The organism is Leifsonia sp. KNZ13-11D (genome assembly GCF_056754895.1).
The window spans coordinates 1,380,515-1,406,668 of record NZ_JBPGWU010000001.1 but is presented as its reverse complement, the minus strand read 5'-3'; the positions used below and the strand labels follow the sequence as shown (position 1 = coordinate 1,406,668).

At 71.5% G+C, this 26,154-nt stretch carries 26 protein-coding genes; 15 read left to right on the top strand and 11 right to left on the bottom strand.

Translation table 11 applies throughout. The annotated features are described in order from the left end of the window. Positions 1-84 precede the first annotated feature (84 nt). Positions 85-297 (top strand): hypothetical protein, encoded by a 213-nt coding sequence (locus tag ACR9Y5_RS07100; protein WP_481297307.1) that lies wholly within the window; start codon positions 85-87, stop codon positions 295-297. Between the two features lie 38 nt (positions 298-335). On the opposite strand, the gene ACR9Y5_RS07095 is transcribed toward ACR9Y5_RS07100, so the two are convergent. The 5 genes from ACR9Y5_RS07095 to ACR9Y5_RS07075 all read right to left on the bottom strand — a co-directional run bounded on the left by ACR9Y5_RS07095 (position 336) and on the right by ACR9Y5_RS07075 (position 5,933). Continuing rightward, positions 336-1,907 (bottom strand): aspartate ammonia-lyase, encoded by a 1,572-nt coding sequence (locus ACR9Y5_RS07095; protein WP_481299530.1) that lies wholly within the window; start codon positions 1,905-1,907, stop codon positions 336-338. Between the two features lie 168 nt (positions 1,908-2,075). Beyond that, positions 2,076-3,458, bottom strand: a complete 1,383-nt coding sequence (locus ACR9Y5_RS07090) for an aldehyde dehydrogenase family protein (RefSeq protein WP_481297306.1) — start codon at positions 3,456-3,458, stop codon at positions 2,076-2,078. Positions 3,459-3,502: 44 nt separating this feature from the next. After that, a complete protein-coding gene (trmB, locus tag ACR9Y5_RS07085; RefSeq protein ID WP_481297305.1) occupies positions 3,503-4,186 on the bottom strand; it encodes a tRNA (guanosine(46)-N7)-methyltransferase TrmB in 684 nt (227 codons plus the stop codon). A gap of 24 nt (positions 4,187-4,210) precedes the next feature. Then, positions 4,211-4,513 (bottom strand): hypothetical protein, encoded by a 303-nt coding sequence (locus ACR9Y5_RS07080; protein WP_481297304.1) that lies wholly within the window; start codon positions 4,511-4,513, stop codon positions 4,211-4,213. A 94-nt stretch (positions 4,514-4,607) separates the two neighbouring features. After that, entirely contained in the window at positions 4,608-5,933 is a 1,326-nt protein-coding gene (locus ACR9Y5_RS07075) for an NCS2 family permease (protein ID WP_481297303.1), read from the bottom strand. Here ACR9Y5_RS07075 and ACR9Y5_RS07070 point away from each other — a divergent pair. Both ACR9Y5_RS07070 and ACR9Y5_RS07065 read left to right on the top strand, forming a co-directional pair. Then, the gene (locus tag ACR9Y5_RS07070) at positions 5,932-6,117 is read left to right on the top strand and encodes a hypothetical protein (RefSeq protein ID WP_481297302.1); all 186 of its coding nucleotides are present in this window, start codon (positions 5,932-5,934) and stop codon (positions 6,115-6,117) included. The two genes, ACR9Y5_RS07075 and ACR9Y5_RS07070, sit on opposite strands and share 2 nt — an antisense overlap. Positions 6,118-6,172: 55 nt before the next feature. Continuing rightward, positions 6,173-7,450 (top strand): uracil-xanthine permease family protein, encoded by a 1,278-nt coding sequence (locus ACR9Y5_RS07065; RefSeq protein ID WP_481297301.1) that lies wholly within the window; start codon positions 6,173-6,175, stop codon positions 7,448-7,450. Between the two features lie 260 nt (positions 7,451-7,710). On the opposite strand, the gene ACR9Y5_RS07060 is transcribed toward ACR9Y5_RS07065, so the two are convergent. The 3 genes from ACR9Y5_RS07060 to ACR9Y5_RS07050 all read right to left on the bottom strand — a co-directional run bounded on the left by ACR9Y5_RS07060 (position 7,711) and on the right by ACR9Y5_RS07050 (position 11,996). Beyond that, complete coding sequence (locus ACR9Y5_RS07060; protein WP_481297300.1) at positions 7,711-8,043, bottom strand: peptidase; 333 nt, start codon at positions 8,041-8,043, stop codon at positions 7,711-7,713. Beyond that, positions 8,040-9,248 carry an inorganic phosphate transporter gene (locus ACR9Y5_RS07055; RefSeq protein ID WP_481297299.1) on the bottom strand — a complete coding sequence of 403 codons (1,209 nt, stop codon included), beginning with the start codon at positions 9,246-9,248 and terminating at the stop codon, positions 8,040-8,042. Before ACR9Y5_RS07055 ends, ACR9Y5_RS07060 begins: the two co-directional genes overlap by 4 nt. Before the next feature lie 159 nt (positions 9,249-9,407). Next, positions 9,408-11,996, bottom strand: coding sequence for a DEAD/DEAH box helicase (locus tag ACR9Y5_RS07050; RefSeq protein WP_481297298.1), 2,589 nt, complete (start codon positions 11,994-11,996; stop codon positions 9,408-9,410). 67 nt (positions 11,997-12,063) lie between these two features. Here ACR9Y5_RS07050 and ACR9Y5_RS07045 point away from each other — a divergent pair, with 67 nt between their 5' ends. From ACR9Y5_RS07045 to ACR9Y5_RS07005, 9 genes are all read left to right on the top strand, one after another. Next, positions 12,064-13,590, top strand: a complete 1,527-nt coding sequence (locus ACR9Y5_RS07045) for a molybdopterin-dependent oxidoreductase (protein WP_481297297.1) — start codon at positions 12,064-12,066, stop codon at positions 13,588-13,590. Between the two features lie 45 nt (positions 13,591-13,635). Continuing rightward, positions 13,636-14,766 carry a ThiF family adenylyltransferase gene (locus ACR9Y5_RS07040; RefSeq protein ID WP_481297296.1) on the top strand — a complete coding sequence of 377 codons (1,131 nt, stop codon included), beginning with the start codon at positions 13,636-13,638 and terminating at the stop codon, positions 14,764-14,766. A gap of 109 nt (positions 14,767-14,875) precedes the next feature. Further along, a complete protein-coding gene (locus ACR9Y5_RS07035) occupies positions 14,876-16,108 on the top strand; it encodes a molybdopterin molybdotransferase MoeA (RefSeq protein WP_481297295.1) in 1,233 nt (410 codons plus the stop codon). Beyond that, positions 16,105-17,112: a bifunctional molybdenum cofactor biosynthesis protein MoaC/MoaB gene (moaCB, locus tag ACR9Y5_RS07030; RefSeq protein WP_481297294.1), complete on the top strand. Its 1,008-nt coding sequence runs from the start codon at positions 16,105-16,107 to the stop codon at positions 17,110-17,112. The genes ACR9Y5_RS07035 and moaCB overlap by 4 nt, the downstream gene beginning before the upstream one ends. Next, positions 17,109-17,522, top strand: coding sequence for a molybdenum cofactor biosynthesis protein MoaE (locus ACR9Y5_RS07025; protein ID WP_310128408.1), 414 nt, complete (start codon positions 17,109-17,111; stop codon positions 17,520-17,522). The genes moaCB and ACR9Y5_RS07025 overlap by 4 nt, the downstream gene beginning before the upstream one ends. 39 nt (positions 17,523-17,561) lie before the next feature. Further along, positions 17,562-17,966 (top strand): TOBE domain-containing protein, encoded by a 405-nt coding sequence (locus tag ACR9Y5_RS07020; protein WP_481297293.1) that lies wholly within the window; start codon positions 17,562-17,564, stop codon positions 17,964-17,966. Further along, a complete protein-coding gene (gene modA / locus ACR9Y5_RS07015) occupies positions 17,963-18,763 on the top strand; it encodes a molybdate ABC transporter substrate-binding protein (RefSeq protein WP_481297292.1) in 801 nt (266 codons plus the stop codon). Before ACR9Y5_RS07020 ends, modA begins: the two co-directional genes overlap by 4 nt. A gap of 10 nt (positions 18,764-18,773) precedes the next feature. Next, positions 18,774-19,619 (top strand): ABC transporter permease, encoded by an 846-nt coding sequence (locus tag ACR9Y5_RS07010; protein ID WP_481297291.1) that lies wholly within the window; start codon positions 18,774-18,776, stop codon positions 19,617-19,619. Then, positions 19,616-20,656: a sulfate/molybdate ABC transporter ATP-binding protein gene (locus ACR9Y5_RS07005; RefSeq protein WP_481297290.1), complete on the top strand. Its 1,041-nt coding sequence runs from the start codon at positions 19,616-19,618 to the stop codon at positions 20,654-20,656. Before ACR9Y5_RS07010 ends, ACR9Y5_RS07005 begins: the two co-directional genes overlap by 4 nt. A 104-nt stretch (positions 20,657-20,760) precedes the next feature. Here ACR9Y5_RS07005 and ACR9Y5_RS07000 read toward each other — a convergent pair whose 3' ends face one another. Together ACR9Y5_RS07000 and moaA are read right to left on the bottom strand one after the other, a co-directional pair. After that, entirely contained in the window at positions 20,761-21,012 is a 252-nt protein-coding gene (locus tag ACR9Y5_RS07000; RefSeq protein ID WP_481297289.1) for a MoaD/ThiS family protein, read from the bottom strand. Further along, positions 21,005-22,102, bottom strand: coding sequence for a GTP 3',8-cyclase MoaA (gene moaA / locus ACR9Y5_RS06995; RefSeq protein WP_481297288.1), 1,098 nt, complete (start codon positions 22,100-22,102; stop codon positions 21,005-21,007). The genes ACR9Y5_RS07000 and moaA overlap by 8 nt, the downstream gene beginning before the upstream one ends. 47 nt (positions 22,103-22,149) lie before the next feature. Between moaA and ACR9Y5_RS06990 the strand changes: the two genes are divergently transcribed. Genes ACR9Y5_RS06990 through ACR9Y5_RS06980 form a run of 3 tightly spaced genes read left to right on the top strand, consistent with a single transcriptional unit; the run spans position 22,150 to position 23,773 of the window. Further along, positions 22,150-22,743, top strand: a complete 594-nt coding sequence (locus ACR9Y5_RS06990; RefSeq protein ID WP_481297287.1) for a sulfite oxidase-like oxidoreductase — start codon at positions 22,150-22,152, stop codon at positions 22,741-22,743. Positions 22,744-22,757: 14 nt separating this feature from the next. Continuing rightward, positions 22,758-23,510 (top strand): FAD-binding oxidoreductase, encoded by a 753-nt coding sequence (locus ACR9Y5_RS06985; RefSeq protein ID WP_481297286.1) that lies wholly within the window; start codon positions 22,758-22,760, stop codon positions 23,508-23,510. Next, a complete protein-coding gene (locus ACR9Y5_RS06980; protein WP_481297285.1) occupies positions 23,507-23,773 on the top strand; it encodes a DUF6510 family protein in 267 nt (88 codons plus the stop codon). Before ACR9Y5_RS06985 ends, ACR9Y5_RS06980 begins: the two co-directional genes overlap by 4 nt. 211 nt (positions 23,774-23,984) lie before the next feature. On the opposite strand, the gene ACR9Y5_RS06975 is transcribed toward ACR9Y5_RS06980, so the two are convergent. After that, complete coding sequence (locus ACR9Y5_RS06975) at positions 23,985-26,120, bottom strand: APC family permease (RefSeq protein ID WP_481297284.1); 2,136 nt, start codon at positions 26,118-26,120, stop codon at positions 23,985-23,987. Positions 26,121-26,154 lie beyond the last annotated feature (34 nt).

Genomic DNA, 26,154 nt, shown 5'->3' with positions numbered 1-26,154 from the left:
TCACCCTGTCCCCCGATTGAGGGGTAGACGCGTCGATCTGCGCCGCCCGACCATGGTCGCGCAGTCACGGGTGAGGAGGCTGGGATGTCCGAGGATGATGTCATCCACCCACCGCACGCTCCGCGCGTTCGGGAGCATGTGGGGATGGTGCGCTGGCGCCGGTCGGGCGACGGCGACTGGTGCGCGGAGACGGTGCGGGGGCAGTTCGTCGGCGGCGACAGCCGCGTCTGGCGGGTCCGCCTCTACTCCGGCATCGAGCTGGAGTACGACCTGGAGGACTGGGCGCCGTTCCAGTGAGGTCCGTGGCCCCGCGGGCGACCGCGGGACCACGGAGGTCACTCCGACTCTTGCCGCGCCTCCGCGATCGCGTCCGCTTCGATGACGGGGATGGCCGTGGTGATGACCTCGAGGCCGCTGAGGCGCGCGGGCGACAGCAGGCGGGTCACCTCTTCCCGGCTCATCAGCTTGGCCTCCACCACCAGGTCGGCGACATTGCGGCCGGTCAGGAGGGCCGACTTCGCGAGCGCCGCGGCCGCCGCGTAGCCGATGTGCGGGGTGAGCGCCGTGATCACGCCCACCGACGAGCCGACCATGGCGCCGAGCCGCTCCTCGTTGGCGGTGATGCCGTCGACGCAGTTGATCCGGAGGGTGCGGAAGGCCTGCGCCATCCACGTGATGCTCTGCAGCAGGGAGTGCGCGATGACCGGCTCGAAGGCGTTGAGCTGCAGCTGGCCGCCCTCCGCCGCCATGGTGACGGTCACATCCGCCCCCGCCACAGAGAACGCGACCTGGTTGACGACCTCCGGGATGACCGGGTTCACCTTGCCGGGCATGATGCTGGAGCCCGCCTGGCGCGCAGGGAGGTTGATCTCGCCGAGACCTGCCTGCGGACCGGACGAGAGCAGGCGGAGGTCGTTGCAGATCTTGGAGAGCTTGATCGCGCTGCGCTTGAGGGAGCCGGAGAACGACATGAACGCACCGGCGTCGCTGGTCGACTCGATGAGGTCGGGAGCGGTCTCCAGATTGAGTCCGGTGATGGCGTTGAGGTGGCGGACGGCCGCGGCGGCGTAGCCCGGGTCCGCGGTGATGCCCGTGCCGATCGCCGTCGCGCCGAGGTTGATCTCCGCGAGCAGCCACTTGGTCTCGGTGAGCCGCGCGTGGTCCTCGGTGAGGGTCGTGGCGAAGCCGTGGAACTCCTGCCCGAGCGTCATCGGCACGGCGTCCTGCAGCTGCGTGCGACCGACCTTGAGGATGTTGCGGAACTCCGCCGCCTTGTTCGCGAACGAGTCGCGCAGGAGTGCCAGCTCGTCGAGCAGGTGGGCGAGCGCGAAGGTGAGGCCGATCTTGATCGCCGTGGGGTAGGTGTCGTTGGTGCTCTGGCTGCGGTTGACGTCGTCGATCGGGTGCAGGTGGGCGTAATCGCCCTTCGGGTGGCCGTCGAGCTCGAGCGCGATGTTCGCGATGACCTCGTTGGCGTTCATGTTCGTCGACGTGCCGGCACCGCCCTGCATGACGCCGACCACGAACTGGTCGTGGTAGCGGCCGTCGATGATCAGCTGGCAGGCGCGGTCGATCAGCTCCGCCTTGTGCGGCTCCAGCACGCCGATCTCGACATTGGCGCGGGCGGCGGCCTGCTTGACGCTGGCCAGGGCGACGACGAGGTCCGGGTAGACGGAGATCGGGCGCTTCGCGATCGGGAAGTTCTCGAGCGCCCGGGAGGTGTGGATGCCCCAGTACGCGTCGGCGGGGATCTCGCGGCTGCCGAGGGAGTCCGTCTCGGTGCGCGTGGGGCGACCGTCCGGGGTGGGGGTCGGGACGTCGGAGACGTTCTCGGATGCGTCGATCAGGGGGTCGGCGACGACCGCGTCGGTGACCACCGGGATGGGTGAGGTCTTCGAGTCGTCCATGGTTGCTGTCGGGTTCACGGTTGGCACCGTTGCCTCTCGTTGTGCGGTGGCAGGTCTGTCTTCCGCCGGACGTTCGTGGCCTCCGGCATGGCCGAGCCTACCCCCGGGCACCGGGACCCCGCTGGACGTCCTGTCGCTCACTCTCAGCGGCTTTCGACAGCATGTCTATCAGCCGAGCCTGCGCAGAAGACCCCGCGCGAAGCGGTCCTTGACCTCTGTGTAGGGCGGATAGACGAGTTGCAGGGTGTCCGGTCCGAGCGGTTTGCTGAGCACCGCCTTCTCGTGGCTGAACGTCCGCAGCGAGCGCTCCCCGTGATACGCGCCCGCGCCGCTCTCCCCCACCCCGCCGAAGGGCAGGCCGGCCACCGCGAGGTGCGCGGCGGGGACTCCGAACCCGACAGCGCCGGAGCTCGTCTCGGTGAGGATGCGGCGGCGCGCGCGAGGATCGGAGGTGAAGGCGTACAGCGCGAGCGGCTTGTCGCCCGCACGGATGAACCGGATGGCCTCGTCGAGCCCGTCCACCGGCAGGACGGGCAGGATCGGACCGAAGATCTCCTCCGCCATCACCGGCGAGTCCGGCGCCACGCCCGTGAGGACGGTCGGGGCCAGGTACCGGGTCGCCGCGTCGTGCTCGCCGCCGACCGCGGCCGCGCCCGAGCCCAGCATCCCCGTCAGCCTCTCGAACCGGCGGTCGTCGACGATGCGCCCGTAGTCGGGGCTCTGCGCGGGGTCGTCGCCGTACAGCTCGCGCACGGCGTCCCGGAGCGCATACACCAGCCGCGGCGCGATCGCCCGCTCGGCGAGCACGTAGTCCGGCGCGACGCAGGTCTGCCCCGCGTTCATGAACTTGCCCCAGGCGATGCGTCGGGCGGCCGCGGCGATGTCGGCCGTGCCGTCCACGTACACCGGCGACTTCCCGCCGAGCTCGAGCGTCACCGGCGTGAGGTTCTCGACCGCCGCCGCAGCGACGATCCGGCCGACGCGTCCGTTGCCGGTGTAGAAGATGTGGTCGAAGCGCTGCGCGAGCAGGTCGGTGGTCTCCTCCACGCCGCCCTCGGCCACGGCGACCGCTCGCCGGTCGAGGTACTCGGGGACGAGCCGGGCCATCGCGGCGGAGGTCGCCGGCGCGAGCTCGCTCGGTTTCAGCACGACGGCGTTGCCTGCGGCGAGGGCGCCGACCAGCGGCGCGAGCAGCAGCTGCACCGGGTAGTTCCAGGGGGCGACGATCAGCACGACGCCGACCGGCTCCAGGATGGTGGAGGCGCGCGCGGGCATCAGCGCACCCGGCACGGCCACGCGCCGCGGACGCAGCCAGCGGCGAAGGCGCTTCAGTGCGTGGTCGACCTCGCCGACGACGAAACCGATCTCCGCGATCTGCGACTCGGTCGGGTTCTTCGCAAGGTCGGAGAGCAGGGCGTCCTCGAACTCCGCGGAGCGCTCCGTGAGCATCCGGCGGAGCGCACGGAGCTGCTCGAGACGCCAGGCGAGCGGCTTGGTGACCCCCCGGTCGAAGGATGAGCGGAGATCGTCGACCGTGCGCGCATGCGTCATGCGCTCATCCTAGGCAGTGGCTCTGCCGGCAGTCGCTCTTCGGGTCAGCGGGCGGGCCGGTAGGCCAGGTCGAAGATGGCGTGCCCGAGCTGTTCGCCGCGACGCTCGAACTTGGTGACCGGGCGGTCGACGGGACGGGGCACGAAGTGATCGTCACCGGCCAGGTTGACGAGTCCGGGTTCGGCGTCCAGCACCTCGACCATGTGCTCGGCGTACGGCTCCCAGTCGGTCGCGAGACGCAGGACCCCGTCCGGCCGGAGGGCGCGGACCAGCAGCCGGGCGACGTCCGGCTGGACGAGCCGGCGGCGGTGGTGCCGGGCCTTCGGCCACGGGTCGGGGAAGAAGATCAGGATCTCGTCCACCGAGCCCGCGGCGATCCCCCCGTCGAACACCTCGACGGCGTCGTGTCGGACGATGCGGATGTTCGTCAGCGCGCGATCGCGCATCGCGCCGAGCACGCGCCCGACCCCTGCGCCGTGCACCTCGATCCCGAGGAAGTCGCGGTCGGGGTGGCGCTCCGCGAGGGTGAGGAGGTTCTCGCCGTTGCCGAAGCCGATCTCGACGACCCGTGGGGCGGTCCGCCCGAAGGCGGCGTCGAGGTCGAGCGGCGACCCGTCGAACTCCAGCCCGAAGGCGGGCCACAGCTCGTCGATCGCCCGCTGCTGGGCTTCGGTCTTGCGTCCCCGGACGACGTAGCTGCGCGGCCGGACGAGGGGCGATGGTTCCATCCCCCTATTGTCGCGGACGAAAGCTCACAGCCAGGCGAACGGCAGGGCGACGAGACCGATCCCGGCGCCGATCAGGGCGAAGAGGGCGACGAGCACGATGCCGGCGAGCATCACGGCGTTGAGCACGATGCCCCCGATCGCCCAGGCGCGGCCCTCGGGTTCGCGGCCCAGGGCGAGGACGCCGACGACGAGGCCGGCGATGGGGGCGATGAGCGTCCAGCCGAAGACGATCGAGGCGGCACCGAGCACGAAGCTGGTGATGCTGAGCGTCCGGACGGGAGCGACGGTCTGGTACGGGGTACTGGTGGTGGTGGTGGTGGTGGTCATGGATCCAGTCAAGCGGCGGCGGCTCCGCGCCGGTATCCGGATAACCCCCGACTAGACCCTGAGGGCAGCTCCTCAGGGTCTCGTCGAATGGCGGTCAGACCTGCCCGAGCAGCCCCTCGATGGGCCCGCGGGCGAAGTAGACCAGGAACCCCGCGGCCACGATCCACAGCAGCGGGCTGATCTCGCGCGCCTTGCCCGCGAGCGACCGGATGAGCACCCAGCTGATGAAGCCGACGCCGATGCCGTTCGCGATCGAATAGGTGAGCGGCATGACGATGATCGTCAGGAACACCGGCAGGGTGACCGAGAACTCCGAGAAGTCGATGTGACGGATCTGCACCACCATGAGCGCACCGACGACCACCAGCGCGGCGGCGGCCACCTCCAGCGGCACCACCTGGGTGAGCGGCGTGAAGAACATGGCCAGCAGGAAGAGCACGCCCGTGATCACGCTGGCGAAGCCGGTCTTCGCACCCTCGCCGATGCCGGAGGCCGACTCGACGAACACAGTGTTGGACGACGAGGAGGTGCCGCCGCCGACGATCGCACCGACGCCCTCCACGATCAGCGCGGACTGGAGACGCGGGAACGTGCCGTCCTCGTCGGCCAGGCCGGCGCTGCGGGCCAGACCCGTCATCGAGCCCATGGCGTCGAAGAAGTTGGTGAAGACCAGCGTGAAGATGAGCATGATCGCGGCCAGCGCGCCGATCCGGCCGAACGCGCCGAACAGGTCGACCTGGCCGACCAGGCTCAGGTCGGGCAGCGAGACGAGGGAGGTCGGCAGCTGCGGCACGGTCAGGTTCCAGCCGGCGGGGTTCTTGCCGAACGACGGCCCGACGTGCCAGATCGCCTCGCCGATGATCGCCACGACGGTCGCCGCGACGATGCCGATCAGCAGGGCGCCCTTCACCTTGCGGGCCATCAGCACGCCCATGATGATCAGCGCGATCAGGAAGGTGATGGTGGGGAGGGTCGCGATGGACCCGGCCTCGCCGAGCTGGACCGGCGGCGACGACAGGGTGGTGGTGCGCACGAAGCCGCTGTCGACGAAGCCGATGAACGCGATGAAGAGGCCGATGCCGACCGTGATCGCGGTCTTCAGCGGGGCGGGGACCGCGTTGAAGATGAGCGTGCGCAGCCCGGTGGCCGACAGCAGCACGATGATGATGCCGTTGATGACGACGAGGCCCATCGCCTCCTGCCAGGTCAGGATCTTGACCACATTGACGGCGAGGAACGAGTTGATGCCGAGACCCGCGGCGAACGCGAACGGCAGCCGGGCGATCAGGCCGAAGAGCAGGGTCATCACACCGGCGCTGAGGGCCGTGACGGCGGCCACCTGGGTGGTGCCGAGCGTGTGGCCGACGACATCCTTCGTCCCGCCCAGGATGAGCGGGTTGAGGATGACGATGTACGCCATGGTGACGAAGGTCAGCACGCCGCCGCGCACCTCGGTGCCCCAGGTGGTGCCGCGGGCGCTGATCTCGAAGAAGCGGTCGATGCGCCCGGGGGCGGACGTGGGCGCGCTGGTCGAAGCGGAAATGGTCGACTCCCGTAGGATCTTGTGGGCGGTGACCCGGCGAGCACTCAGCGTGGTCGGGTAATGCGCGAATGCGCAGCATCAAGCCTATTCGGACTCGAGACCTGTGAAGGACACGCATGGCTCTGCCCTGGACGCTGCACGGCGACGGCAAGAAGGTGGGGGCGCACGAGATCGTGCTGCCCGGCGAACGGCTGACCTGGCCGAGGACGATCGGGCTCGGCGCCCAGCACGTCGTCGCCATGTTCGGGGCGACGTTCCTGGTGCCGCTGCTGACCGGCTTCCCGCCGGCCACCACGCTGCTGTTCTCCGGTGTCGGCACGCTGCTGTTCCTCGTCGTGACCGGCAACCGGCTGCCCAGCTATCTCGGCTCGTCGTTCGCGTTCATCGTCCCGATCGTCGCTGCGACGAAGGCGCACGGCATGCCGTCGGCGCTGTTCGGGATCGTCGTCACCGGCATCCTGCTCGCCATCGTCGGGCTCATCGTCGTCGGCACCGGGACGCGATGGATCGACGGGCTCATGCCGCCGGTCGTCGCCGGCGCGATCGTCGCGCTGATCGGCTTCAACCTTGCCCCCGCGGCCGGCGCGAACTTCGCCAAGGCGCCGGTGACGGCCCTCGTCACGCTGGCAGCGGTCATCCTGTGCACGGTGCTGTTCCGCGGGATGCTCGGGCGGCTGTCGATCTTCCTCGGCGTCGCTGTCGGCTACGTCTTCGCCTGCCTCGTCGGCCAGGTCGACTTCAGCGGCGTCGCCAAGGCCGACTGGATCGGCCTGCCGCAGTTCACCCTCCCTGCGAACCCGTTCACCGCTCCGGCGTCGACGTGGGGCATCCTCCCGGCGTTCCTGCCGGTGGTGCTGGTGCTGATCGCCGAGAACGTCGGGCACATCCGCGGAGTGGCGCAGCTGACCGATCCGTCAGTGAACCGGCTCACCGGCCGCGCACTGTTCGCGGACGGGCTCGCGACCACCGTCGCCGGGTTCTTCGGCGGCTCCGGGACGACCACGTACGGCGAGAACATCGGCGTGATGGCGGCGACGCGCATCTACTCGACCGCCGCGTACTGGGTCGCGGGCATCGTCGCCATCCTGCTCGGCCTCTCCCCCAAGGTCGGCGCGGTCATCAACACCATCCCGGCGGGCGTGCTCGGCGGCGTCACGACGGCGCTGTACGGCCTCATCGGCATCATCGGCGTGAAGATCTGGCTGGACAACAAGGTCGACTTCTCGAAGCCGAAGAACCAGTTCACGGCGGCGACGGCCCTCATCATCGGGATCGGCGACTTCACGCTCAACCTCGGCCAGCTGACGTTCAACGGGATCGCGCTCGGCGCCATCGCCGCGATCGTCGTCTACCACGTGATGAACGCGATCTCGCGGGTGCGCGGCACCGACTGACGCGCTCCGCCGACACCGGCTGGCCGAGGGCGACATTCGTGCCGAATGTCGCCTTCTCGCGCCCCCATACGCCACTTTCGTGACGAATGTGTGCCCCCATACGCCACTTTCGTGACGAATGTTTGCCCCCATACGCCACTTTCGTGACGAATGTGTGAGCACCGGCGGGGTGGACATTCGTGACGAATGTCGCCCCCCACGTCGGTACACGCCGCATTCGTGACGAATGTGCGGCACGGGACGAGTGGTGAGGCCAGCCCCTACTGGTGGAAGTACGGGATGATCAGGTACAGCCCGTAGATGACGGCCAGCGCGCAGCCGGTGAAGCACGCGTACGCGCCGGTCAGGGCGAGGCGCTTCTGGCCGGCCGTCAGCGGGCTCTTGCGCTGGGCCTTCTCGGCCTTGCGCTGCAGCTTCGCGGCCTTCTCCGGGGTCAGCACGGTGATCGCGTCCGTGAACTCCACCGGCTCGACGAACAGGGCGCGACCGGCGACCGCGAGCAGGCGCGTGCCGAGCGAGTAGAAGGCGACGACGACGCATGCCCCGAGCAGGGACGCCGCGAAGACGAGCACGAAGGCTCCCCAGTCGATCATGCGGACTCCTTCCGCGGGCGCTTCAGCGGCTTGACCTTCTCGATCTTGACGGCCTTGCCGGAGGCGGCGACCTCGCTCTTGCCCTGCAGCGGGACCGGCTTGACCGCGTTCTCGCTGGTGACCCGGTTCCGGGATGCGCGCCAGAAGATGTAGGTGACGACAGCGGCGCCCACGAACGTGTCGATGACGACGCCGATCGGGCCGAGATCGGCGACCAGTGCGGCGACGGCTCCGACGATGGCGGCGGAGGGCAGCGTGAGCAGCCAGCCGACGGCGATCCGGCCGGCGGTCCCCCAGCGCACCGACGACCCGCGGCGGCCGAGTCCCGAGCCGATGACCGATCCGGAGGCGACCTGCGTCGTCGACAGCGCGAAGCCGAGGTGGCTCGAGGCCAGGATCGTGGCGGCCGTGCTGGTCTCCGCGGCGAAGCCCTGAGCCGGCTTGACCTCGGTCAGGCCACGGCCGAGGGTGCGGATGATGCGCCAGCCGCCCGAGTAGGTACCGAGCGCGATGGCGAGCGCACAGGCGATGACGACCCACGTCTCCGGCCCCGACCCGGTCGGCTGGAGGCCGGCCGAGATGAGGGTCAGCGTGATCACGCCCATGGTCTTCTGCGCGTCATTGGTGCCGTGCGCCAGGGCGACGAGCGACGACGAGAAGATCTGACCGTAGCGGAAGCCTCCGCGGCCATCCGGGCGGCCGTCGTAGCGGCGGGTGATCCAGTACGCGAGCTTGGTCGCGCTCCAGGCCACAACGCCGGCGGTGAACGGGGCGATGACGGCAGGCAGGATGACCTTGTCGAGCACCACCAGGAAGTCGACCGACTGGATGCCGGCGCCGATGATCGCGGCGCCGATCAGGCCGCCGAACAGCGCGTGGCTGGAGGACGAGGGCAGACCGAACAGCCACGTCACCATGTTCCAGACGATGGCGCCGACCAGCCCGGCGAAGATGAGCGTCGGCGTGATCTGCACGCCGCCGTTGCCTTCCTTGATGATGCCGCCCGAAATCGTCTTGGCCACCTCAGTGGACAGGAATGCGCCGATCAGGTTGAGCACCGCCGCCAGTGCGACGGCGACCTTCGGCCGCATGGCGCCGGTCGCAATGGGGGTCGCCATCGCGTTCGCGGTGTCGTGGAAGCCGTTCGTGAAGTCGAAGAAGAGCGCCAGCAGGATGACCAGCACGACGATGAGGGTGAGGTCCACCGTTCCCCTTCTCGCGATGTCGCTGCTCGTGTCGGATACAGTCCCTCCCGATGCAAGACGTCATTCGGAATTCATGCAAGGGACCTGGCGCTGTTCAGACACCGTGACGATACTCACACGACGTCTCCGCAGGGTCAAACCGGTGGACGGCCGGGAGCGTCAGAGCCGGCCGACGGAGGTCACCCGCACCACCGCGACCCCTTCGCGCGCCGAGTCCTCGAGCAGCACGTCCGCGGCGATCCCCCAGTCGTGGTGCCCCTCCGGGTCGGCCAGGATCTGCCGGACGCGCCAGATCCCGGTCCCGCCCTCCGGCTGCTCGTCGACGACGATCATCGCCGCCGAGCGGGCCGAGGCGTCGGTGAGGATCTCGTCGTGCTCCGCGTAATACCCTTCGAGCGCCTGGTCCCACTGCGCCTCGGTGAACGGAGCGATCCCTCCGGCGAGGACGGCGGCCTCGGCCTCGAGCGCCCCGAGGTCGTGCACCCGGTCGAGCGCGGCGAGCTGGACGCGCCGGAACAGTTCGTTGCGCACGAGCACGAAGAACGCGCGCCGGTTGGTCGTCACGTTGCGGGGCGCCGGCGGCGCCAGCTCCGCGGCCTCGGCGGCGTGGCGGGCGGCGTCCGGGTGGACGAGCTCCTCCCACTCGTCGAGGAGGCTCGAGTCGACCTGGCGCACGAGTTCGCCGAGCCACTCCACGATGTCGCGCAGGTCCTCCGTGCGGAGATCGAGCGGCACCGTCTGGTTGAGCGCGCGGTAGGCGTCGGACAGGTAGCGGAGCACCACCCCCTCCGACCGCGCCAGCGTGTAGAAGGCGATGAACTCGCCGAAGGTCATCGCCCGCTCGTACAGGTCGCGCACCACGGATTTCGGCCGCAGCTCGAAGTCGGCCACCCAGGGCTGGCTGGAGGCGTACGTGGCGAACGCCTCGTGCAGCAGGATGTCGTGGGGCTTGGGGTGCGTGACCTCCTCGAGCGCCTCCATCCGCTCCTCGTACTCGATGCCCTCCGCCTTCATGGCCGCGACCGCCTCGCCACGCGCGTGGTACTGCTGGGCGGAGAGCACGGGCCGCGGGTCGTCGAGGGTCGCCTCGACGACGGAGACGATGTCGAGGGCGTAGACGGGCGACTCGATGTCGAACAGCTCGAAGGCGGCGAGCGCGAACGGCGACAGCGGCTGGTTGAGGGCGAAGTTGGGCTGCAGGTCGACGGTGAGCCGGATCTCCACCCGGTCGCCGCTGCGGACCGCCTCCACCACGCCCGCCGTCAGCAGCGAGCGGTACAGCTCGATGGCGCGCCGGGCCAGCGCCAGCTGCCGCTTCCAGGGTTCGTGGTTGTCGAAGACGAGCGCGCGGACGTGGCCGTAGACGTCGCCGCCGCGCCCGATCACGTTGATCAGCATGGCGCTGGTGATCTGCATCGACGAGGTGAGCGTCTCGGGCTCCGCCTCGATCAGGCGGCGGAACGACGGCTCGCCCCAGGAGACGAAGCCCTCCGGCGCCTTCTTGCGGACGATCTTGCGGCGCTTCTTGGGGTCGTCGCCCGCCTTCTCGATCGCTTTGAGATTCTCCGACTCGTGCTCGGGGGCCTGCGCGACGACCGTCCCGGCGGTGTCGAACCCGGCCCGGCCCGCGCGCCCGGCGATCTGGTGGAACTCGCGCGCGTTGAGCTGCCGCATCCGGGTGCCGTCGAACTTCGTGAGGGCGGTGAGGAGGACGGTGCGGATCGGCACGTTGATGCCGACGCCGAGGGTGTCCGTCCCGCAGATGACGCGCAGCATCCCCCGCTGGGCCAGCTGCTCGACCAGGCGGCGGTACTTGGGCAGCATCCCCGCGTGGTGCACGCCGATCCCCTGCCGCAGCAGCCGGGCCAGGGTCTTGCCGAAGCTGGTGGTGAACCGGAACCCGCCGATCAGCTCGGCGATCGCCTCCCGCTGCTCCCGGCTCGCGATCTTCGCGCTCGACAGCGACTGCGCGCGCTCCAGGGCGGCCAGCTGCGAGAAGTGCACGACGTAGATCGGCGACTGACCGGTGTGCAGGAGGTCCTCGATGGTCTCGTGCACCGGCGTGACCTCGTAGTAGTAGTGCAGGGGCACCGGCCGCTCGACACCGGTGACCGTCGCCGTCGGCCGACCCGTGCGCCGTTCGAGGTCGGCGGCGAGCGCGGTGACGTCGCCGAGGGTGGCCGACATGAGCACGAACTGGGTGTGAGGCAGGGTCAGCAGCGGCACCTGCCAGGCCCAGCCGCGGTCCGGGTCCGAATAGAAGTGGAACTCGTCCATCACGACCTGCCCGACCGGCGTCTCGTCGCCGTGGCGGAGCGCCAGGTTGGCGAGGATCTCGGCCGTGGCGCAGACGATCGGCGCGTCCGCGTTGACGGCGGAGTCGCCGGTCGTCATGCCGACGTTCTCGGCGCCGAAGATGTCGACGAGCGAGAAGAACTTCTCGGAGACCAGCGCCTTGATCGGCGCGGTGTAATAGGTGCGCTCGCCGCGCGCGAGGGCGGCGAAGTGGGCGCCGATAGCCACGAGCGACTTGCCGGTTCCTGTGGGGGTGCTCAGGATGAGATTGGCCGCATCGATGACCTCGATCACCGACTCGTCCTGGGCCGGGTACAGGTGGATGCCGCCCTCTTCCACCCAGGAGACGAACGTCTCGTAGACCGCGTCCTCGCTGACGGAGCCGGGCCCCGACCAGCCGGGGATGTCCTCCACGCGCAGACGACGGACGGAGGGTGCGGTGGTGTCGGACATGATCCCCAAGCCTGTCATGCCCGCCGCCTCGTGGCGTGCTTCCAGCCGGGCGACATAGGTTGAGCCCGTGACGGAGTTCTGGCGGCCGGCGGCCGCGGGCGTGGCGAGCGTGGTCGCCGGCGTCGGTGCAGGCGAGCTGGTCAGCGCGTTCGTGATCCAGAACGGCAGCCCGGTCCTCACGGTGGGCGCGCTGCTGATCGACCTCGCGCCCGCGTGGGTGAAGGAGGCCGTGATCGGCCTGTTCGGCACGGGCGACAAGGCGTTCCTGATCGTGTCGCTCGGCGTCGTGGTGCTGGTCGGTGCGGCGCTGGCCGGGTGGCTGGAACGCATGCGCCCTCCGCTCGGGCGCATCCTGATCGGATTGGGCGGCGCTGTCGGGGTCGCCGCCGCGGTGACGCGTTCGGGCAACGGCCTGCTCGAGGGCATCCCCTCCGTGCTCGCGGCCGTCGTGGCGATCCTCCTCCTCGGCACGCTGACGAGGATGCTGCGCGACACCGAGCCGACCCGCGTGGCGCCCGCCGGACGGGTGAGCCGCCGCCGGTTCGTGGGGACGACCGCCGCGACTGCCGCGGGCGGCGCGCTCGCGCTGATCGTCGGTCAGGCCGTCGCGGGCGGCTTCCGGGCCGCCTCCGCGGCGCGAGCGGCCATCCGCCTCCCGGAGCCGGCACGCACCGCGCCTCCCGTCCCGGCTGCGGCTTCCTTCGACATCGCGGGCCTGTCGCCGATCATCACGCCGAACGCGGACTTCTACCGCATCGACACGGCCCTCCAGATCCCCGGGATCGACCCGGCATCGTGGCGACTGCGCATCTTCGGCATGGTCGAGCAGGAGGTCGAGCTCACCTTCGCCGAGCTGCTGAAGCTGCCGCTGGAGGAGTCGACGACCACGCTGACCTGCGTCTCGAACGAGGTCGGCGGCGACCTGATCGGCAACGCCACCTGGCTCGGCTACCCCATCCGGCACCTGCTGGCGCGGGCGAAGCCGTCCGCGGACGCCGACATGGTGCTCTCGACCAGCCAGGACGGCTGGACGGCGAGCACGCCGCTGGAGGCGCTGACCGACGGCCGCAACGCGATCCTCGCGGTCGGGATGAACGGCGCGCCGCTGCCGCTCGAGCACGGCTACCCGGTGCGGATGGTCGTGCCTGGCCTGTACGGCTACGTCTCCGCCACCAAGTGGGTCGTGTCGCTGGAGGTCACCCGGTTCGACCAGCACACCTCCTACTGGACCGACCGCGGCTGGTCGGAGAAGGGCCCGGTCAAGCTGTCGTCGCGCATCGACGTCCCGGCGTCCGGACGCCAGGTGAAGGCGGGCACGGTCACCGTCGCCGGTGTCGCCTGGTCGCAGCACGTCGGCGTGAGCGCCGTGCAGGTGCGCGTGGACGACGGCCCGTGGCAGCAGGCGACCCTGGCGGACGCGATCTCGGCCGACACCTGGCGGCAGTGGCGGTACGACTGGGACGCGACGCCCGGCACGCACACGCTGCGCGTGCGGGCCACGGACGCGGAGGGCCTGGTGCAGACCTCCGCGGTGCGCGACGTCGTGCCGGACGGCGCGACGGGGCTGCACAGCATCCAGGTCACCGTGGTGTGACCACCCGGAGTGCGGCCGGCGGCCCGGGTGTGATTGGCTGAACCCATGGCCCTCCCGCCGCTCGTCGAACCCGGCCCCGACCTCACGCCCGACCGCGTCTCCCGGTACGCGCGCACGACGCAGCTGCCCGGCTTCGGGACGGACGCCCAGCGCCGGCTGCGCGCCGCGCGCGTGCTGGTGGTCGGCGCCGGCGGACTCGGCTCTGCGGTGCTGCCGCTCCTCGCGTCGTCCGGGTTCGGCACGATCGGGATCGTGGACGACGACCGGGTGGAGCCGAGCAACCTGCCGCGCCAGAACATCCACACGCCCGCCGATGTGGGGCGGCCGAAGGTGGAGTCGGCGGCCGACACCGTGCGTGCGCTCGGCGACGAGGTGGAGGTGCGGATCTTCGCCGAGCGGCTCAGCGCGGAGAACGCGGAGCGCATCCTGTCGGGGTTCGACCTGGTGCTCGACGGCAGCGACAACTTCCCCACCCGCTATCTCGTGGACGACGCCGCGACGCTGGCCGGCATCCCGGTCGTCTGGGGCGCGGTGCACCAGACGGGCGGTCAGGTGGGCCTGAGCTGGTCGGCGCAGGGCCCGACGTACCGCGACCTGTTCCCGGTGCCTCCCGCGCCCGGGACCGTCGCGAGCTGCGCCGAAGCCGGAGCGCTGCCGTCGGAATGCGGAGTGGTCGGCGCCCTGATGGTTGGTGAAGCGGTCAAGCTGGTGACCGGCACCGGGACGCCGCTGCTCGGACGGGTGGTGCTGCACGACGCCCTCAGCGGAAGCTTCCGTGAGCTGGCGTACGAGCGCGATCCCGAAGCGGCTCCCGTCACGGGCCTGATCGACTACGACCTGTTCTGCGGCGTCACCGACACCATCTCCGCGGCCGAACTGGATGCGCGGCTGCGCGCGGGCGAGGCGTACACGCTGCTCGACGTGCGCGAACCGTGGGAGGCCGACATCGTCGAGCTGCCGGGGTCGCTGCTGGTTCCGCTCGGGGTCGTGGAGCGCGACCCCGCCGGGGTGGCGGAGCGCCTCCCAGGCGACCCCCTCGTCATCGTCTGCCACCACGGCATCCGGGCCGAGACCGCCCGGCGCCTCCTGGCGGAGGCCGGTCTGCCCGGGCTGGTGCTCGCCGGGGGCCTCGACGCGTGGTCGCGCGACGTCGACCCGTCGCTCCCCCGCTACTGACGCATCCAGGGGTCGCAACACGCCGTTATGCGTGGGCGATAACGGCGTGTTGCGTCCCCTCGTCGCACCAGCCGGTGGCGCGGCGGCAGGGACGCGGGATACTAGGCGCATGACAGGCGACCCGTCCGCGCGACCGCGCACCGTCGAGGAGCACGCCGCCCTGGTGGCGCGCATGCTCGAACCGCTCTCCGAGGAGCCGGCGGAGGAGTCCGTCCCCCTCGACCACGCGCTCGGCCGGGTGACCGCGGAGGAGGTGCGGTCGCAGGTCGACCTGCCGCTGTTCCGCAACTCGCAGATGGACGGCTACGCGGTGCGGTCCGCCGACGTGCACGCGGTGCCGGTCGCGCTGGAGGTGACCGGCGACATCCCGGCGGGACACACCACCCCGGTGTCCCTGGTCGCAGGAACGGCCCTCCGCATCATGACGGGCGCGCCGGTGCCCACCGGCGCCGACACCATCGTCCCGGTCGAGGACACCGAGCTGGTCCTCGGGCGCGACGACGACCTGTCCGGCGCCATCGTCGAGATCCGCCGCAGCCGCCGGCGCGGCGAGTACGTGCGGGAGCGCGGCAGCGACGTCCGGCGCGGCGACGTGCTGGTGCCAGCGGGCACCCGGCTGGCGCCACGGCACCTGGCCGCGCTGGCGGCCGCAGGGGTCGAGTCGGTGACGGTCCGCGCCCGGCTGCGCGTGGGCATCCTCACCAGCGGCAGCGAACTGATCGCGACCGGGACGCCCGGCTTCGGCCAGGTGTACGACGCGAACGGCATCGCCCTCGCCGCACTGGTGCAGGAGGCGGGGGCGACCGTCTCCGTGCGCGCCAGCAGCGACGACGACCCCGCGGCATTCGAGCGCATCCTCGACGACGCCCTCCACATCAGCGACCTGATCATCACCTCCGGCGGCATCTCGCGCGGGGCGTACGAGGTGGTGCGGGAGGTGCTGCACCCGCGCGGCGCGGACGTGACGACCGTCGCCATGCAGCCGGGCGGACCCCAGGCGACGGCCGTGGTCGGCGGCGTCCCGGTGTTCGCCTTCCCCGGCAACCCGGTCAGCACGCAGGTGTCGTTCGTCGTGTTCCTGCGCGACCCGCTGCGCGCCGCGGCCGGTCTGCCGGGCATCCCGCCGCGCCAGGTGACACTCCGGGAGCAGGTGCGGTCGATCCCGGGCCGCCGGCAGTTCCTTCGCGGCGTGCTCGACCGCGCCGGCGCCGCGGTCTCCCCCGCCTCCGGACCCTCGTCGCACCTGGTCGCCGGGATGGCGAAGGCCGACGTGCTCATCGACGTGCCCGAGGAGGCGGAGACCCTGGAAGCCGGCTCGCCCGTGACAGTCTGGACGCTATGACGCAGCTCACCCATCTCGACGCCGACGGGCGCGCCCGCATGGTCGATGTCGGCGGCAAGCCGGAGACCGACCGCGAGGCGGTCGCCCGCGGACGGTTCGTGACCACCCCGGAGGTGATCCGGCTCGTCGCGGCCGACGACCTGCCGAAGGCGGACGTGCTCGCCACGGCGCGCATCGCCGGGATCGGCGGGGCGAAGCGCACCAGCGAGCTCATCCCGCTGTGCCACCCCCTGCCGCTGAACAGCGTGCGGGTCGACTTCGAGCTGGATGCCGAGTCCGGCACGATCGAGATCGAAGTCGTCGCCCGGACGCACGGTCGCACAGGCGTCGAGATGGAGGCGCTCACCGGGGTCGCGGTGGCGGGACTGACCCTGCACGACATGGTCAAGGCGGTGGACCCGGCCGCGATGCTGACGGACGTCCGGCTCGTCGCCAAGAGCGGCGGCAAGCGCGGCGAGTGGACGCGGGATGCGCAGGCCGCCGCCACCTCCGGCCCCGATCCGGAATCCGCCGCCGACGCGGAACAGCCCGCACCGGTGGCCGGCGCGATCGTCCTGGTCGCCTCCACGCGCGCCGCCACGGGCGTCTACGAGGACACCACCGGACCGGTCATCGCCGACTGGCTGGCCGAGCGCCGCCTGCCCGCGGTCGTGCGCGTCGTCGCGGACGCCGAGGTGGATGCGGCTCTGCGCGAGGCGGTCGCCGCGCGTCCCCTCGTGGTGATCTCCACCGGGGGCACCGGCATCTCGCCAACGGACCGAACCCCCGAGGCGACGGCGGCAGTGCTCGACCGCGAGCTGCCGGGCGTGGCGGAAGCGCTCCGCGCGCGCGGTGCGCAGGCGACACCGCTCGCGGCGCTGAGCCGAGGTCTGGTCGGTGTCGCGGGATCGACGCTGGTGGTCAACCTCCCCGGCTCCCGCGGGGGCGTCCAGGACGGCCTCGAGGTGCTCGACGGCCTCCTCCCCCACCTGCTCGACCAGCTGCGCGGAGGTGATCACCGATGAGCGACGTGCTCGCCGCCGTGACCGGCGATCCGCTGGACCCGTCGACCGTCGACGAGTTCGTCTGGCGCGCCGAGGCCGGGGCCGTCGTCTCCTTCCAGGGGATCGTGCGCGACCACGACGGCGGGAAGGGCGTGGTCTCGCTCGACTACCGCGCGCATCCCGAGGCCGAGAGGTTCCTCCGCGAGTGCTGCGAGGAGGTCTCCCGCAGCACCGGTCTGCGAGTGGCCGCACAGCACCGGGTCGGCTCCCTGACGATCGGCGACCTCGCACTGATCGCGGCCGTCGCGGCGCCGCACCGCGCCGAGGCGTTCGCGGCCTGCGCGGAGCTCGTGGAGATCATCAAGGCGCGCGTGCCGATCTGGAAGCGGCAGCACTTCACCGACGGCGACTCGGAGTGGGTCGGCCTCTGATCCCCGTTTTTCCGCATCCGCGCCTCTAGTATGGGTTCCATGCCGCAGATACGGATCAAGGATGCCGCCCTCTACCTGGGCGTGAGCGACGACACCGTGCGCCGCTGGATCGACGCGGGAACGCTCACGAGCAGTCAAGACGGCTCCGGGCGCACGGTCGTCGACGGTCTCGAGCTCGCGCGGCTCGCCAAGCAGAACGCCGTGCTGCCGCCCGACCCGTCCGGTTCCGCCGGCTCCGCGCGCAACCGCTTCGTCGGGCTGGTCACCGACATCGTGGCCGACCGGGTGATGGCGCAGGTCGAGCTGCAGTGCGGACCGCACCGCGTCGTGTCCCTGATCAGCAGCGAGGCCGTCCGCGAGCTCGGGCTGGAGCTCGGCTCGGTCGCCGTGGCCGTCGTCAAGGCCACGAACGTCATGGTCGAGGCTCCGACGGGGCCGCGGTGAGCGGCCGCCTGCGTCGCGCGACGGCTGTCGCCGCACTGCTCGTCACGGCCTCGGCGCTGACCGGCTGCAGCGCCGCCGGCGCCGGACCGAACACGACGCCCTCGGGCTCGGGGGCGCGCGTCACCGGCACGGTCACGGTGTTCGCCGCTGCGTCCCTCACCAAGACGTTCACCGAGCTCGGCAGGGAGTTCGAGGCCGCGCATCCCGGCGCCAACGTCACCTTCTCGTTCGCCGGCTCGTCCGACCTCGTCACCCAGCTGACCGCCGGGGCGCCCGCCGACGTGTTCGCCTCGGCCGACCAGGCGAACATGACCACGGCGGTCGACGCCAAGGTGATCGAGGGCACCCCGGCCGACTTCGCCACGAACGTGCTCGCGATCGCGGTGCCGCCGGGCAACCCGGCGCACGTGAAAAGTTTCGCCGACCTGGCCTCCCCCGGCGTCAAGACGGTGGTGTGCGCTCCCCAGGTGCCGTGCGGGACGGCCACCGCGAAGGTCGAGCGATCGGCGGGTGTGACGCTGCACCCGGTGAGTCAGGAGTCGTCGGTCACGGATGTGCTCGGCAAGGTGAGCTCTGGCGAGGCCGACGCGGGCATCGTGTACCGCACCGACGTGAAGGGGGCGGGATCGTCCGTGCAATCGGTGCCGTTCCCGGAGGCCGCGAAGACCGTGAACATCTACCCGGTCGCATCCGTCGCTCACGCCCCGAACCCCCGCGGCGCGGCGGCGTTCGTCGCGTTCGTCACCGGTGCCGAAGGCCGCCGCGTGCTCGCCGCCGCCGGCTTCGGGGCGCCGTGAGGAGCGCGGCGTGAGCGGCGGTGCTGCGGCGGGACCCCGGCTCGGCGTGCCCCGCTGGATCGTGGTGGTCGCGGCGATCGGCGCCCTGTTCGTACTGCTCCCGCTCGTGGCGATGGCGGCGCGCGTCGACTGGGCCGAGTTCATCCCGCTGATCACGTCGCCGTCGTCGGTGGATGCGCTCCTCCTGAGCCTGCGCACGTCGCTGATCGCGACGGCCGGCTGCCTGGTACTGGGCGTCCCGATGGCGATCGTGCTCGCGCGGGTGCCGTTCGCCGGGCGACGCGTGGTGCGCGCCGTCGTGCTGCTGCCGCTGGTGCTGCCGCCGGTCGTCGGCGGGCTCGCGCTGCTCGCGCTGTACGGCCGCCGCGGGCTGCTCGGCGGCGCACTGGACGTGGCGTTCTCGACCCCGGCCGTCATCATCGCGCAGACGTTCGTGGCGCTCCCGTTCCTCGTGCTGAGCCTCGAGGGGGCGCTGCGCGCGCGCGGGGAGCGTTACGAGGCGGTCGCCGCGACCCTCGGCGCGCGGCCGTCGGCCGTGCTGTTCCGGGTGACGCTGCCGCTGGTGCTGCCGGCGGTCGTCTCCGGCGCCATCCTCTCGTTCGCGCGGGCCCTGGGCGAGTTCGGCGCCACGCTGACCTTCGCCGGTAGCCTCGAGGGCGTCACGCGGACGCTGCCGCTGGAGATCTACCTGCAGCGGGAGATCGATCCCGACGCCGCCGTGGCGCTTTCGCTCGTGCTTGTCGCCGTGGCGATCGTGGTGGTCGCGGTGGCGCACGGTGCGGGTGAGCGGGTGCGGCCCTGGCGGTCCCGCCGGCGGGCCGCCGAGCGTGCGCGCGCGGTCGAGGGGGCGGCGTGAGCCTGCGCCTCGCGGCGACCTCGGCGTCGCGAGACGTGAGCGTCGACCTCGCCGTCGCGGACGGCGAGACCCTCGCGCTGCTCGGCCCGAACGGCGCGGGCAAGTCGACGGTGCTCGGGATGCTGGCCGGACTCGTCCGCCCCGACGCCGGCCGCGCGGTGCTCGGCGACGACATCCTCTTCGACCTGCCCGGCGCGTGGCGTCCGCCGCACCGCCGCGGGGTCGCACTGCTGGCGCAGGACGCCCTCCTGTTCCCGCACCTGGGCGTGCGTGCGAACGTCGCCTTCGGTCCTCGCGCGGCCGGGGCGTCGCGGGCCGAGGCCGCGCAACGGGCGGACGAGTGGATGCGGCGCACGGGCACGACGCCGCTCGCCGACCGGCGGCCCTCCGAGCTCTCCGGCGGCCAGGCGCAGCGCGTCGCGATCGCGCGCGCCCTCGCCGCCGAGCCGAGCCTGCTGCTCCTCGACGAACCGCTCTCGGCGCTCGACGTGTCCGTCGCCGCCGACGTGCGCGGAATGCTCGCGGAGGTCCTTGCCGGCCGGACGACCGTGCTGGTCACCCACGACGCGCTGGACGCCTACCTCCTGGCCGATCGGGTCGCCGTCGTGCATGACGGGCGCGTGGTCGAGGAGGGTCCGACACGCCAGGTGCTCGAACGGCCGCGGCACCCGTTCACGGCCGAGCTCTCCGGTCTCACCCTGCTGAGCGGCGTGCGCACCGCCGGGGGCCTGCAGACCGCCGACGGGATGCGCGTCCGCGGCACCGCGCCCGCGCGCGTCCCGGTCGGCGCGCCCGCGCTGGCGGCCGTGCGCCCCTCGGCGGTGCGCGTCGCACTGCCCACGGCCTCGGCGGCCGCCGCCGACACCATCCCGGCCACCGTCACGGCCCTCGAACCCCAGGCCGACCTCGTGCGCATCCGCACCGACCGCCTCGACGCCCTCATCCCTCCGGCCGACCTCGCCGACCTCCGCCTGCACCCCGGCGCCCCCGTGGCCCTCCACGTCCCCGCCTCCGCCGTCACCATCTACCCCGCCTGACCCCACCCCCCCAACCGTCGAGTACACGAAAAGTGCACGCTTGACCGGCGTTTCGCGTGCACTTTTCGTGTACTCGACGGAGGGCGGGTGCGGCGAGGAGGGGGTCAGCCGCCGGCGAAGGGGGGGAGGACGTCGACGGGGGTTGCTAGCGGGAGGGGGCGGGAGGGGTCGCGGGAGACGATGCCGCCGATGAGGAAGGAGCCGGAGCGGACGACGCGCTCCATCGGGGCGCCGTAGCGGGCGACCAGCTCGCGCTGGAGGCCCTCGATCGTCGCCTCGGTCAGGTCCAGACGCTCCTCGGGGCGCCCGGCGGCCTCCTCGGCGGCCGCGAAGTAGCGGACGTGCACCTCAGCCACCGATGGCCCCCATGCTGCGCACCGGCGGCGCGAACCCGGCAGCGTCCATCCCGTGCCCGGCCTGCTTGCCCCACATCGCCGCGCGCCACCACTGGGCGATCTCCGCGTCGCCGGCGCCGGCGCGCAGCAGTCCGCGGAGGTCCGTCTCGTCGTCCCCGAACAGGCACGAGCGAACGGTGCCCTCCGCCGTGATGCGGGTGCGGTCGCAGGCGGCGCAGAACGACCGCGTGACCGAGGCGATGATGCCGACCGTCGCGGGCACGCCATCCACCGTCCATCCCTCGACCCGCCACTCCTCGGCGGGCGCGTGCGGGTCGTCGCGGCCGGCCTCGACCAGCACGAACCGCTCGCTCAGCACCGCGAGCAGTTCCTCGGCGGGGACCATGTTCTCGCGCAGCCAGGACCGCTCCGCATCCAGCGGCATCTGCTCGATGAAGCGCAGCCGGCAGCCGTTCTCGAGCGCCCACGCCAGCAAGTCCGGCGCGTCGCCCAGGGTGTCCCGCATCATCACCGCGTTGAGCTTCAGCGGCGTCATCCCCGCCCCGTGGGCGGCGTGGATGCCCGCCAGCACCGCGGGGAGCCGGTCGCGTCGCGTCAGCCGGGCGAAGTGCTCCCGGTCGACCGTGTCGAGCGAGACGTTGACGCGGGTGAGCCCGGCATCCACGAGCGAGTGGATGCGGTGCTCCAGCCCGATCCCGTTGGTCGTGATCGACAGGTCGACGCCGGGCGCGGCGTCCGTGGAGAGGCCGATGATCTCGGCCAGGTCGGCCCGCATCAGCGGCTCGCCGCCGGTGAACCGCACCTCGCGCACGCCCAGGTCGCGCACGCCGATCCCGACGAGCCGTGCGATCTCCTGAGCGCTCAGCAGGTCATCGCGCGGGATCGCGGGAAGGCCCTCCGCCGGCATGCAGTACGTGCAGCGGAGCGAGCACTTCTCGGTCACCGAGACCCGCAAGTCACGGGCCACCCGGCCGAACCGGTCGATCAGTCCGGGGTGGTCCGGCCGCCCCGAGGTCTCGGGCGGAGCGCCCGCGCCCGACGCCCGCGGGGTCGCGGCCCGCAGCGGGAGTCCCAGATTGACGGCCGTCATGCTCTTCACCATAGACCGGCCGGGACCCGACCCCATAAGCTTCCGCCATGGGAATCATCTCGTCCGGCTTCCTCGGCCGTCGGAGGACCGACGACCCCCGCCTCCCACCCGGCCAGTACCTGACCGAGGGCTTCCCGGTGCTGTCCGCCGGGCCGACGCCCCGCATCGCCAAAGACGACTGGGCGTTCACGATCACCACCGAGAAGGGCGACGTGCACCGCTGGAGCTGGGATGAATTCCTGGCGCTGCCGCAGGAGGACGTCAGCACCGACATCCACTGCGTCACCAGCTGGTCCAAGCTCGGCACCTCGTGGCGCGGCGTGGCCCTCGACACCCTCTTCGAGGACGTCGACACCAGCTTCGAGTACACGATGGCGCACAGCTACGGCGGCTACACGACCAACGTGCCGCTCGCCGACCTGCTGAACGGCAAGGCCTGGGTCGCGCACAGCTTCGACGGCAAAGACCTGGAGCCGGAGCACGGCGGCCCTGCGCGCCTCCTCGTGCCGCACCTGTACTTCTGGAAGAGCGCCAAGTGGGTCTCGGGGCTGCAGATGCTGCCGCAGGACCAGCCCGGCTTCTGGGAGCAGAACGGCTACAACCTGTACGGCGACCCGTGGAAGGAACAGCGCTACTGGTGAGCAGCGTATGGCGAGTGGCCGATGTGGTCGACACGCGGATGGAGACACCGACGGCCCGCACCATCCGGCTGCGCATCCCCGGATTGCACGGCCACCTGGCCGGTCAGCACGTCGACATCCGGCTGACCGCGCCCGATGGCTACCAGGCGGTCCGTTCCTACTCCATCGCCTCCGGCGGAGGCCGCGGCGCGCTGGAACCGCCTGAGCTGCCGGACGACGAGCTCGAGCTCACGGTCGAGGAGCTCGCCGACGGCGAAGTGTCGCCGTACCTGGTGCGCGGACTGCAGAACGGCGACCAGCTGGAGGTGCGCGGTCCCGTCGGCGGCTGGTTCGTCTGGCGGCCGGGCGACACGGCGCCCGTCCAGCTGATCGCCGGAGGCTCGGGCGTCGTGCCGCTCATGTCGATGGCGCGCGCGCACGCCGCCGCGACCAGCACGGCGCCGTTCCGGATGCTGTACTCGCTCCGTGCGCCGTTCTCGGGTTACTACACCGACGAGCTCGGCGCCCTCGCCGCCGGCACTGCGGCGCCGCTGCGGGTCGACTACGTGTACACGCGGCAGGCGCCGCCCGGGTCCGACGCGAAGCCCGGCCGCCTCACCGCCGAGGGGCTGATGCAGCGGGTGCTGCCTGCCTCCGACTCACCCACCTTCTACATCTGCGGTTCGACGCCGTTCGTCGAGGCGGTCTCCGGCTGGCTGGTCGACGCCGGCCACGACCCGGCACGCATCCGCACCGAGCGCTACGGCGGCATCGGAGGCACGACATGACGGACCAGGACTACCTCGACGGCAACGCGGCCGCGGGGATGCTGTCGGAGGTCTTCGCCGCCGACGTCACCACGGCGGTCGGCTGCTGCGTCAGCTGCGGCGACGAATCCGTCGTCGCCCGCAGCCGCGTGTACGTGGACGAGCACGGCCTGGTGGTGCGCTGCTCCGTCTGCGGCGACGTGCTCGCGGTCGCCTCCGAGCGCGCCGGCCGCCTCTTCCTCGACCTGCGCGGCCTCGCCTGGCTGGAGTTCGCGGTCGAGTAGTTTCGATCGTCGGAGATTCGACGCCGAACGTCGGAGATCCGACCGTTTCGGCGCGAAATCTCCATCCGCAGAGCGCTGTGTCGGAGATTCGGGGCACTTTCTCCGACGATAGGAACGACGACAAGACGGACGGGGACGCCCATCCACTCAGGACCCGTGCACCTCAGGACACGTGCACCTCAGGACACGTGCACCTCAGGACACGTGCACCTCAGGACACGTGCACCGCCGGGCGCCGCTTGACGTCCTTCTCCGCCTCGCGCAGCACCTCGCGCGTCACGGGGGCGACCTCGCCGACGCCCGTGATCAGGTAGCGGAACATGTTCGAGATCGGGTTGCCTTCCGTCCACTCGAAGTAGATGGTCGGCACCACCCCGGTGATGTCACGGATCTCGATCAGCACCGCCGCGATCGTGTTCGGCACGTTGCCGCTCTTCACCTGCAGCACGCGGTAGCCGTGCTTGACCACGCCGTGCACGACCAGGTCCTCCTCGAAGTCGGAGGAGTCGGAGCGGAGCACCTCGAGGAAGATCGTGCGCGAGCGCTGCGGGATGTGGCTGAACTTGCGCTCGTCCTTGTTCTTCTGCGCGTACTCCGTGCCGGTGTCGACGTCGGGTTCGTGCGAGATGATGCGGATCTCGCCCTCCTCCGCGTCCTCGAGGATGAAGTCCAGCGCGGTCACGTCGAAGGTGACAGAGGTGGCGCGGAGCTGGAACGACCGCCCGACACGGGACACGATCGACACCACGAGGATGCCGAGGATGAACAGTGTCGCGATCCGGAGGCCGTCCGGCCGCTCGATGATGTTGTCGATCGTCGTGTAGACGAAGATCGCCGTGATGACGCCGAACACGACCGTGCGCTTCGGCTGCCGCTTGCGGTAGGCCGACAGCGTCACCGCGAGGGATGCGGACGTGATGAGCACCAGCACGCCCGTCGCGTACGCGCCGCCCTGCGCATCCACACTGGCCTGGAAGATCAGGGTGATGAGGAACGCGATCGCCGTGAAGACGAGCACCAGCGGACGCACGGCCCGCGCCCACTGCGGAGCCATTCCGTAGCGGGGCAGGTAGCGCGGCACCAGGTTGAGCAGGCCGGCCATGGCGGAAGCGCCGGCGAACCACAGGATCAGGATGGTGCTGATGTCGTAGACCGTGCCGAATCCGTTGCCGAGGTACTCGTGGGCAAGGTACGCCAGGGCGCGGCCGTTGGCCGGGCCGCCGGGCTGGAAGTCCTTCTGCGGGATGAGCAGCGTGGTGGTGAAGCTCGACGTGATCAGGAAGACGCTCATGATGATCGCGGCCGTGGTGAGCAGCCGGCCGGCGCCGCGGATGCGCCCCTTCGGGTACGCCGGGTCGTCGTCCGGGCGGCCCTTGATCTGCGGCATGACGGCGACGCCTGTCTCGAAGCCGGAGAGGCCCAGGGCGAGCCGCGGGAAGACGAGCAGCGCGACGCCCACCACGATCAGCGGGTCGCCGTTCTGGCGGAACAGCGCGCTCCACCAGTCGTCGATCGCGGTGGGGTGCTGGAACACCTCCACGATGGAGGTGCCGACCACGACGACGTTGAGGGCCAGGTAGACCGCCACCAGCACGACCGCGATGCCGATCGCCTCCTTGAACCCCCTGAGGAACACCGCGCCCAGGAGCGCTAGGAGGAAGAGGGTGATCAGGACGTTGTTGCCCTGGAACCAGCTCGGCGCGAACGGGTTCTCGATGGCGTGCGCGGAGGCGTCCGCGGCCGACAGTGTGATGGTGATCATGAAGTCGGTGGCGGCGAATCCGAGCAGCACCAGCACGAGCAGCTTGCCCGCCCACCAGGGCAGCAGGCGCTCCAGCATGGCGATCGAGCCGGAGCCTTTGAAGCTCTCGCGCGCAACCCGCCGGTAGACCGGCAGGGCGCCGAGCAACGTCAGTGCGACGAGCACCAGGGTCGCGAACGGCGAGACCAGCCCGGCGGCGAGCGCAGCGATCGCGGGCTGGTAGCCGAGGGTCGAGAAGTAGTCCACACCGGTGAGGCACATGACCTGCCACCAGGGGTGGGTGCGGTCGGGGTTGCGGCCGTGGGGTCCCTGCTGGGTGCCGCGCTCATCCACCAGACCGGTGAGCAGCCAGTGGCGCAGCCAGCCGCCCTTGGCGGACTCGGGCACGGGACGAGCCTGACCCGGCACGGGGATGCCGCTGCGCGGGGTGACGCGCGGAACCGACGCCGGCGCGCCCGGCGCCTGCACGGCCTGCTCGCCCGGCGCCTGCACGGCCGGCTCGCCCGGCGCCTGCACGGCCGGCTCGCCCGGCGCCGGCGCACCCGCCGCCTCGGGCGGCGTCCGTCGTCCCGGAGTGCCCGGCATCCGCGTCCCTCCGCTCACGTCCCCGTCGCCAGAG

What these genes read in the sequence shown, in the direction of transcription:
- ACR9Y5_RS07070 (WP_481297302.1), top strand. Translation starts at nt 5,932, where the DNA reads ATGGTGACGAAGGTCAGCACGCCGCCGCGCACCTCGGTGCCCCAGGTG.
- moaA (WP_481297288.1), bottom strand. Translation starts at nt 22,102, where the DNA reads ATGACGGCCGTCAATCTGGGACTCCCGCTGCGGGCCGCGACCCCGCGG.
- ACR9Y5_RS07090 (WP_481297306.1), bottom strand. Translation starts at nt 3,458, where the DNA reads ATGACGCATGCGCGCACGGTCGACGATCTCCGCTCATCCTTCGACCGG.
- ACR9Y5_RS07035 (WP_481297295.1), top strand. Translation starts at nt 14,876, where the DNA reads ATGACAGGCGACCCGTCCGCGCGACCGCGCACCGTCGAGGAGCACGCC.
- ACR9Y5_RS07100 (WP_481297307.1), top strand. Translation starts at nt 85, where the DNA reads ATGTCCGAGGATGATGTCATCCACCCACCGCACGCTCCGCGCGTTCGG.
- ACR9Y5_RS07065 (WP_481297301.1), top strand. Translation starts at nt 6,173, where the DNA reads ATGGCTCTGCCCTGGACGCTGCACGGCGACGGCAAGAAGGTGGGGGCG.
- ACR9Y5_RS06980 (WP_481297285.1), top strand. Translation starts at nt 23,507, where the DNA reads ATGACGGACCAGGACTACCTCGACGGCAACGCGGCCGCGGGGATGCTG.
- ACR9Y5_RS07020 (WP_481297293.1), top strand. Translation starts at nt 17,562, where the DNA reads ATGCCGCAGATACGGATCAAGGATGCCGCCCTCTACCTGGGCGTGAGC.
- ACR9Y5_RS07080 (WP_481297304.1), bottom strand. Translation starts at nt 4,513, where the DNA reads ATGACCACCACCACCACCACCACCAGTACCCCGTACCAGACCGTCGCT.
- ACR9Y5_RS07075 (WP_481297303.1), bottom strand. Translation starts at nt 5,933, where the DNA reads ATGGCGTACATCGTCATCCTCAACCCGCTCATCCTGGGCGGGACGAAG.
- ACR9Y5_RS07025 (WP_310128408.1), top strand. Translation starts at nt 17,109, where the DNA reads ATGAGCGACGTGCTCGCCGCCGTGACCGGCGATCCGCTGGACCCGTCG.
- ACR9Y5_RS07095 (WP_481299530.1), bottom strand. Translation starts at nt 1,907, where the DNA reads ATGGACGACTCGAAGACCTCACCCATCCCGGTGGTCACCGACGCGGTC.
- ACR9Y5_RS06975 (WP_481297284.1), bottom strand. Translation starts at nt 26,120, where the DNA reads ATGCCGGGCACTCCGGGACGACGGACGCCGCCCGAGGCGGCGGGTGCG.
- trmB (WP_481297305.1), bottom strand. Translation starts at nt 4,186, where the DNA reads ATGGAACCATCGCCCCTCGTCCGGCCGCGCAGCTACGTCGTCCGGGGA.
- ACR9Y5_RS07050 (WP_481297298.1), bottom strand. Translation starts at nt 11,996, where the DNA reads ATGTCCGACACCACCGCACCCTCCGTCCGTCGTCTGCGCGTGGAGGAC.
- ACR9Y5_RS07060 (WP_481297300.1), bottom strand. Translation starts at nt 8,043, where the DNA reads ATGATCGACTGGGGAGCCTTCGTGCTCGTCTTCGCGGCGTCCCTGCTC.
- ACR9Y5_RS06990 (WP_481297287.1), top strand. Translation starts at nt 22,150, where the DNA reads ATGGGAATCATCTCGTCCGGCTTCCTCGGCCGTCGGAGGACCGACGAC.
- moaCB (WP_481297294.1), top strand. Translation starts at nt 16,105, where the DNA reads ATGACGCAGCTCACCCATCTCGACGCCGACGGGCGCGCCCGCATGGTC.
- ACR9Y5_RS07040 (WP_481297296.1), top strand. Translation starts at nt 13,636, where the DNA reads ATGGCCCTCCCGCCGCTCGTCGAACCCGGCCCCGACCTCACGCCCGAC.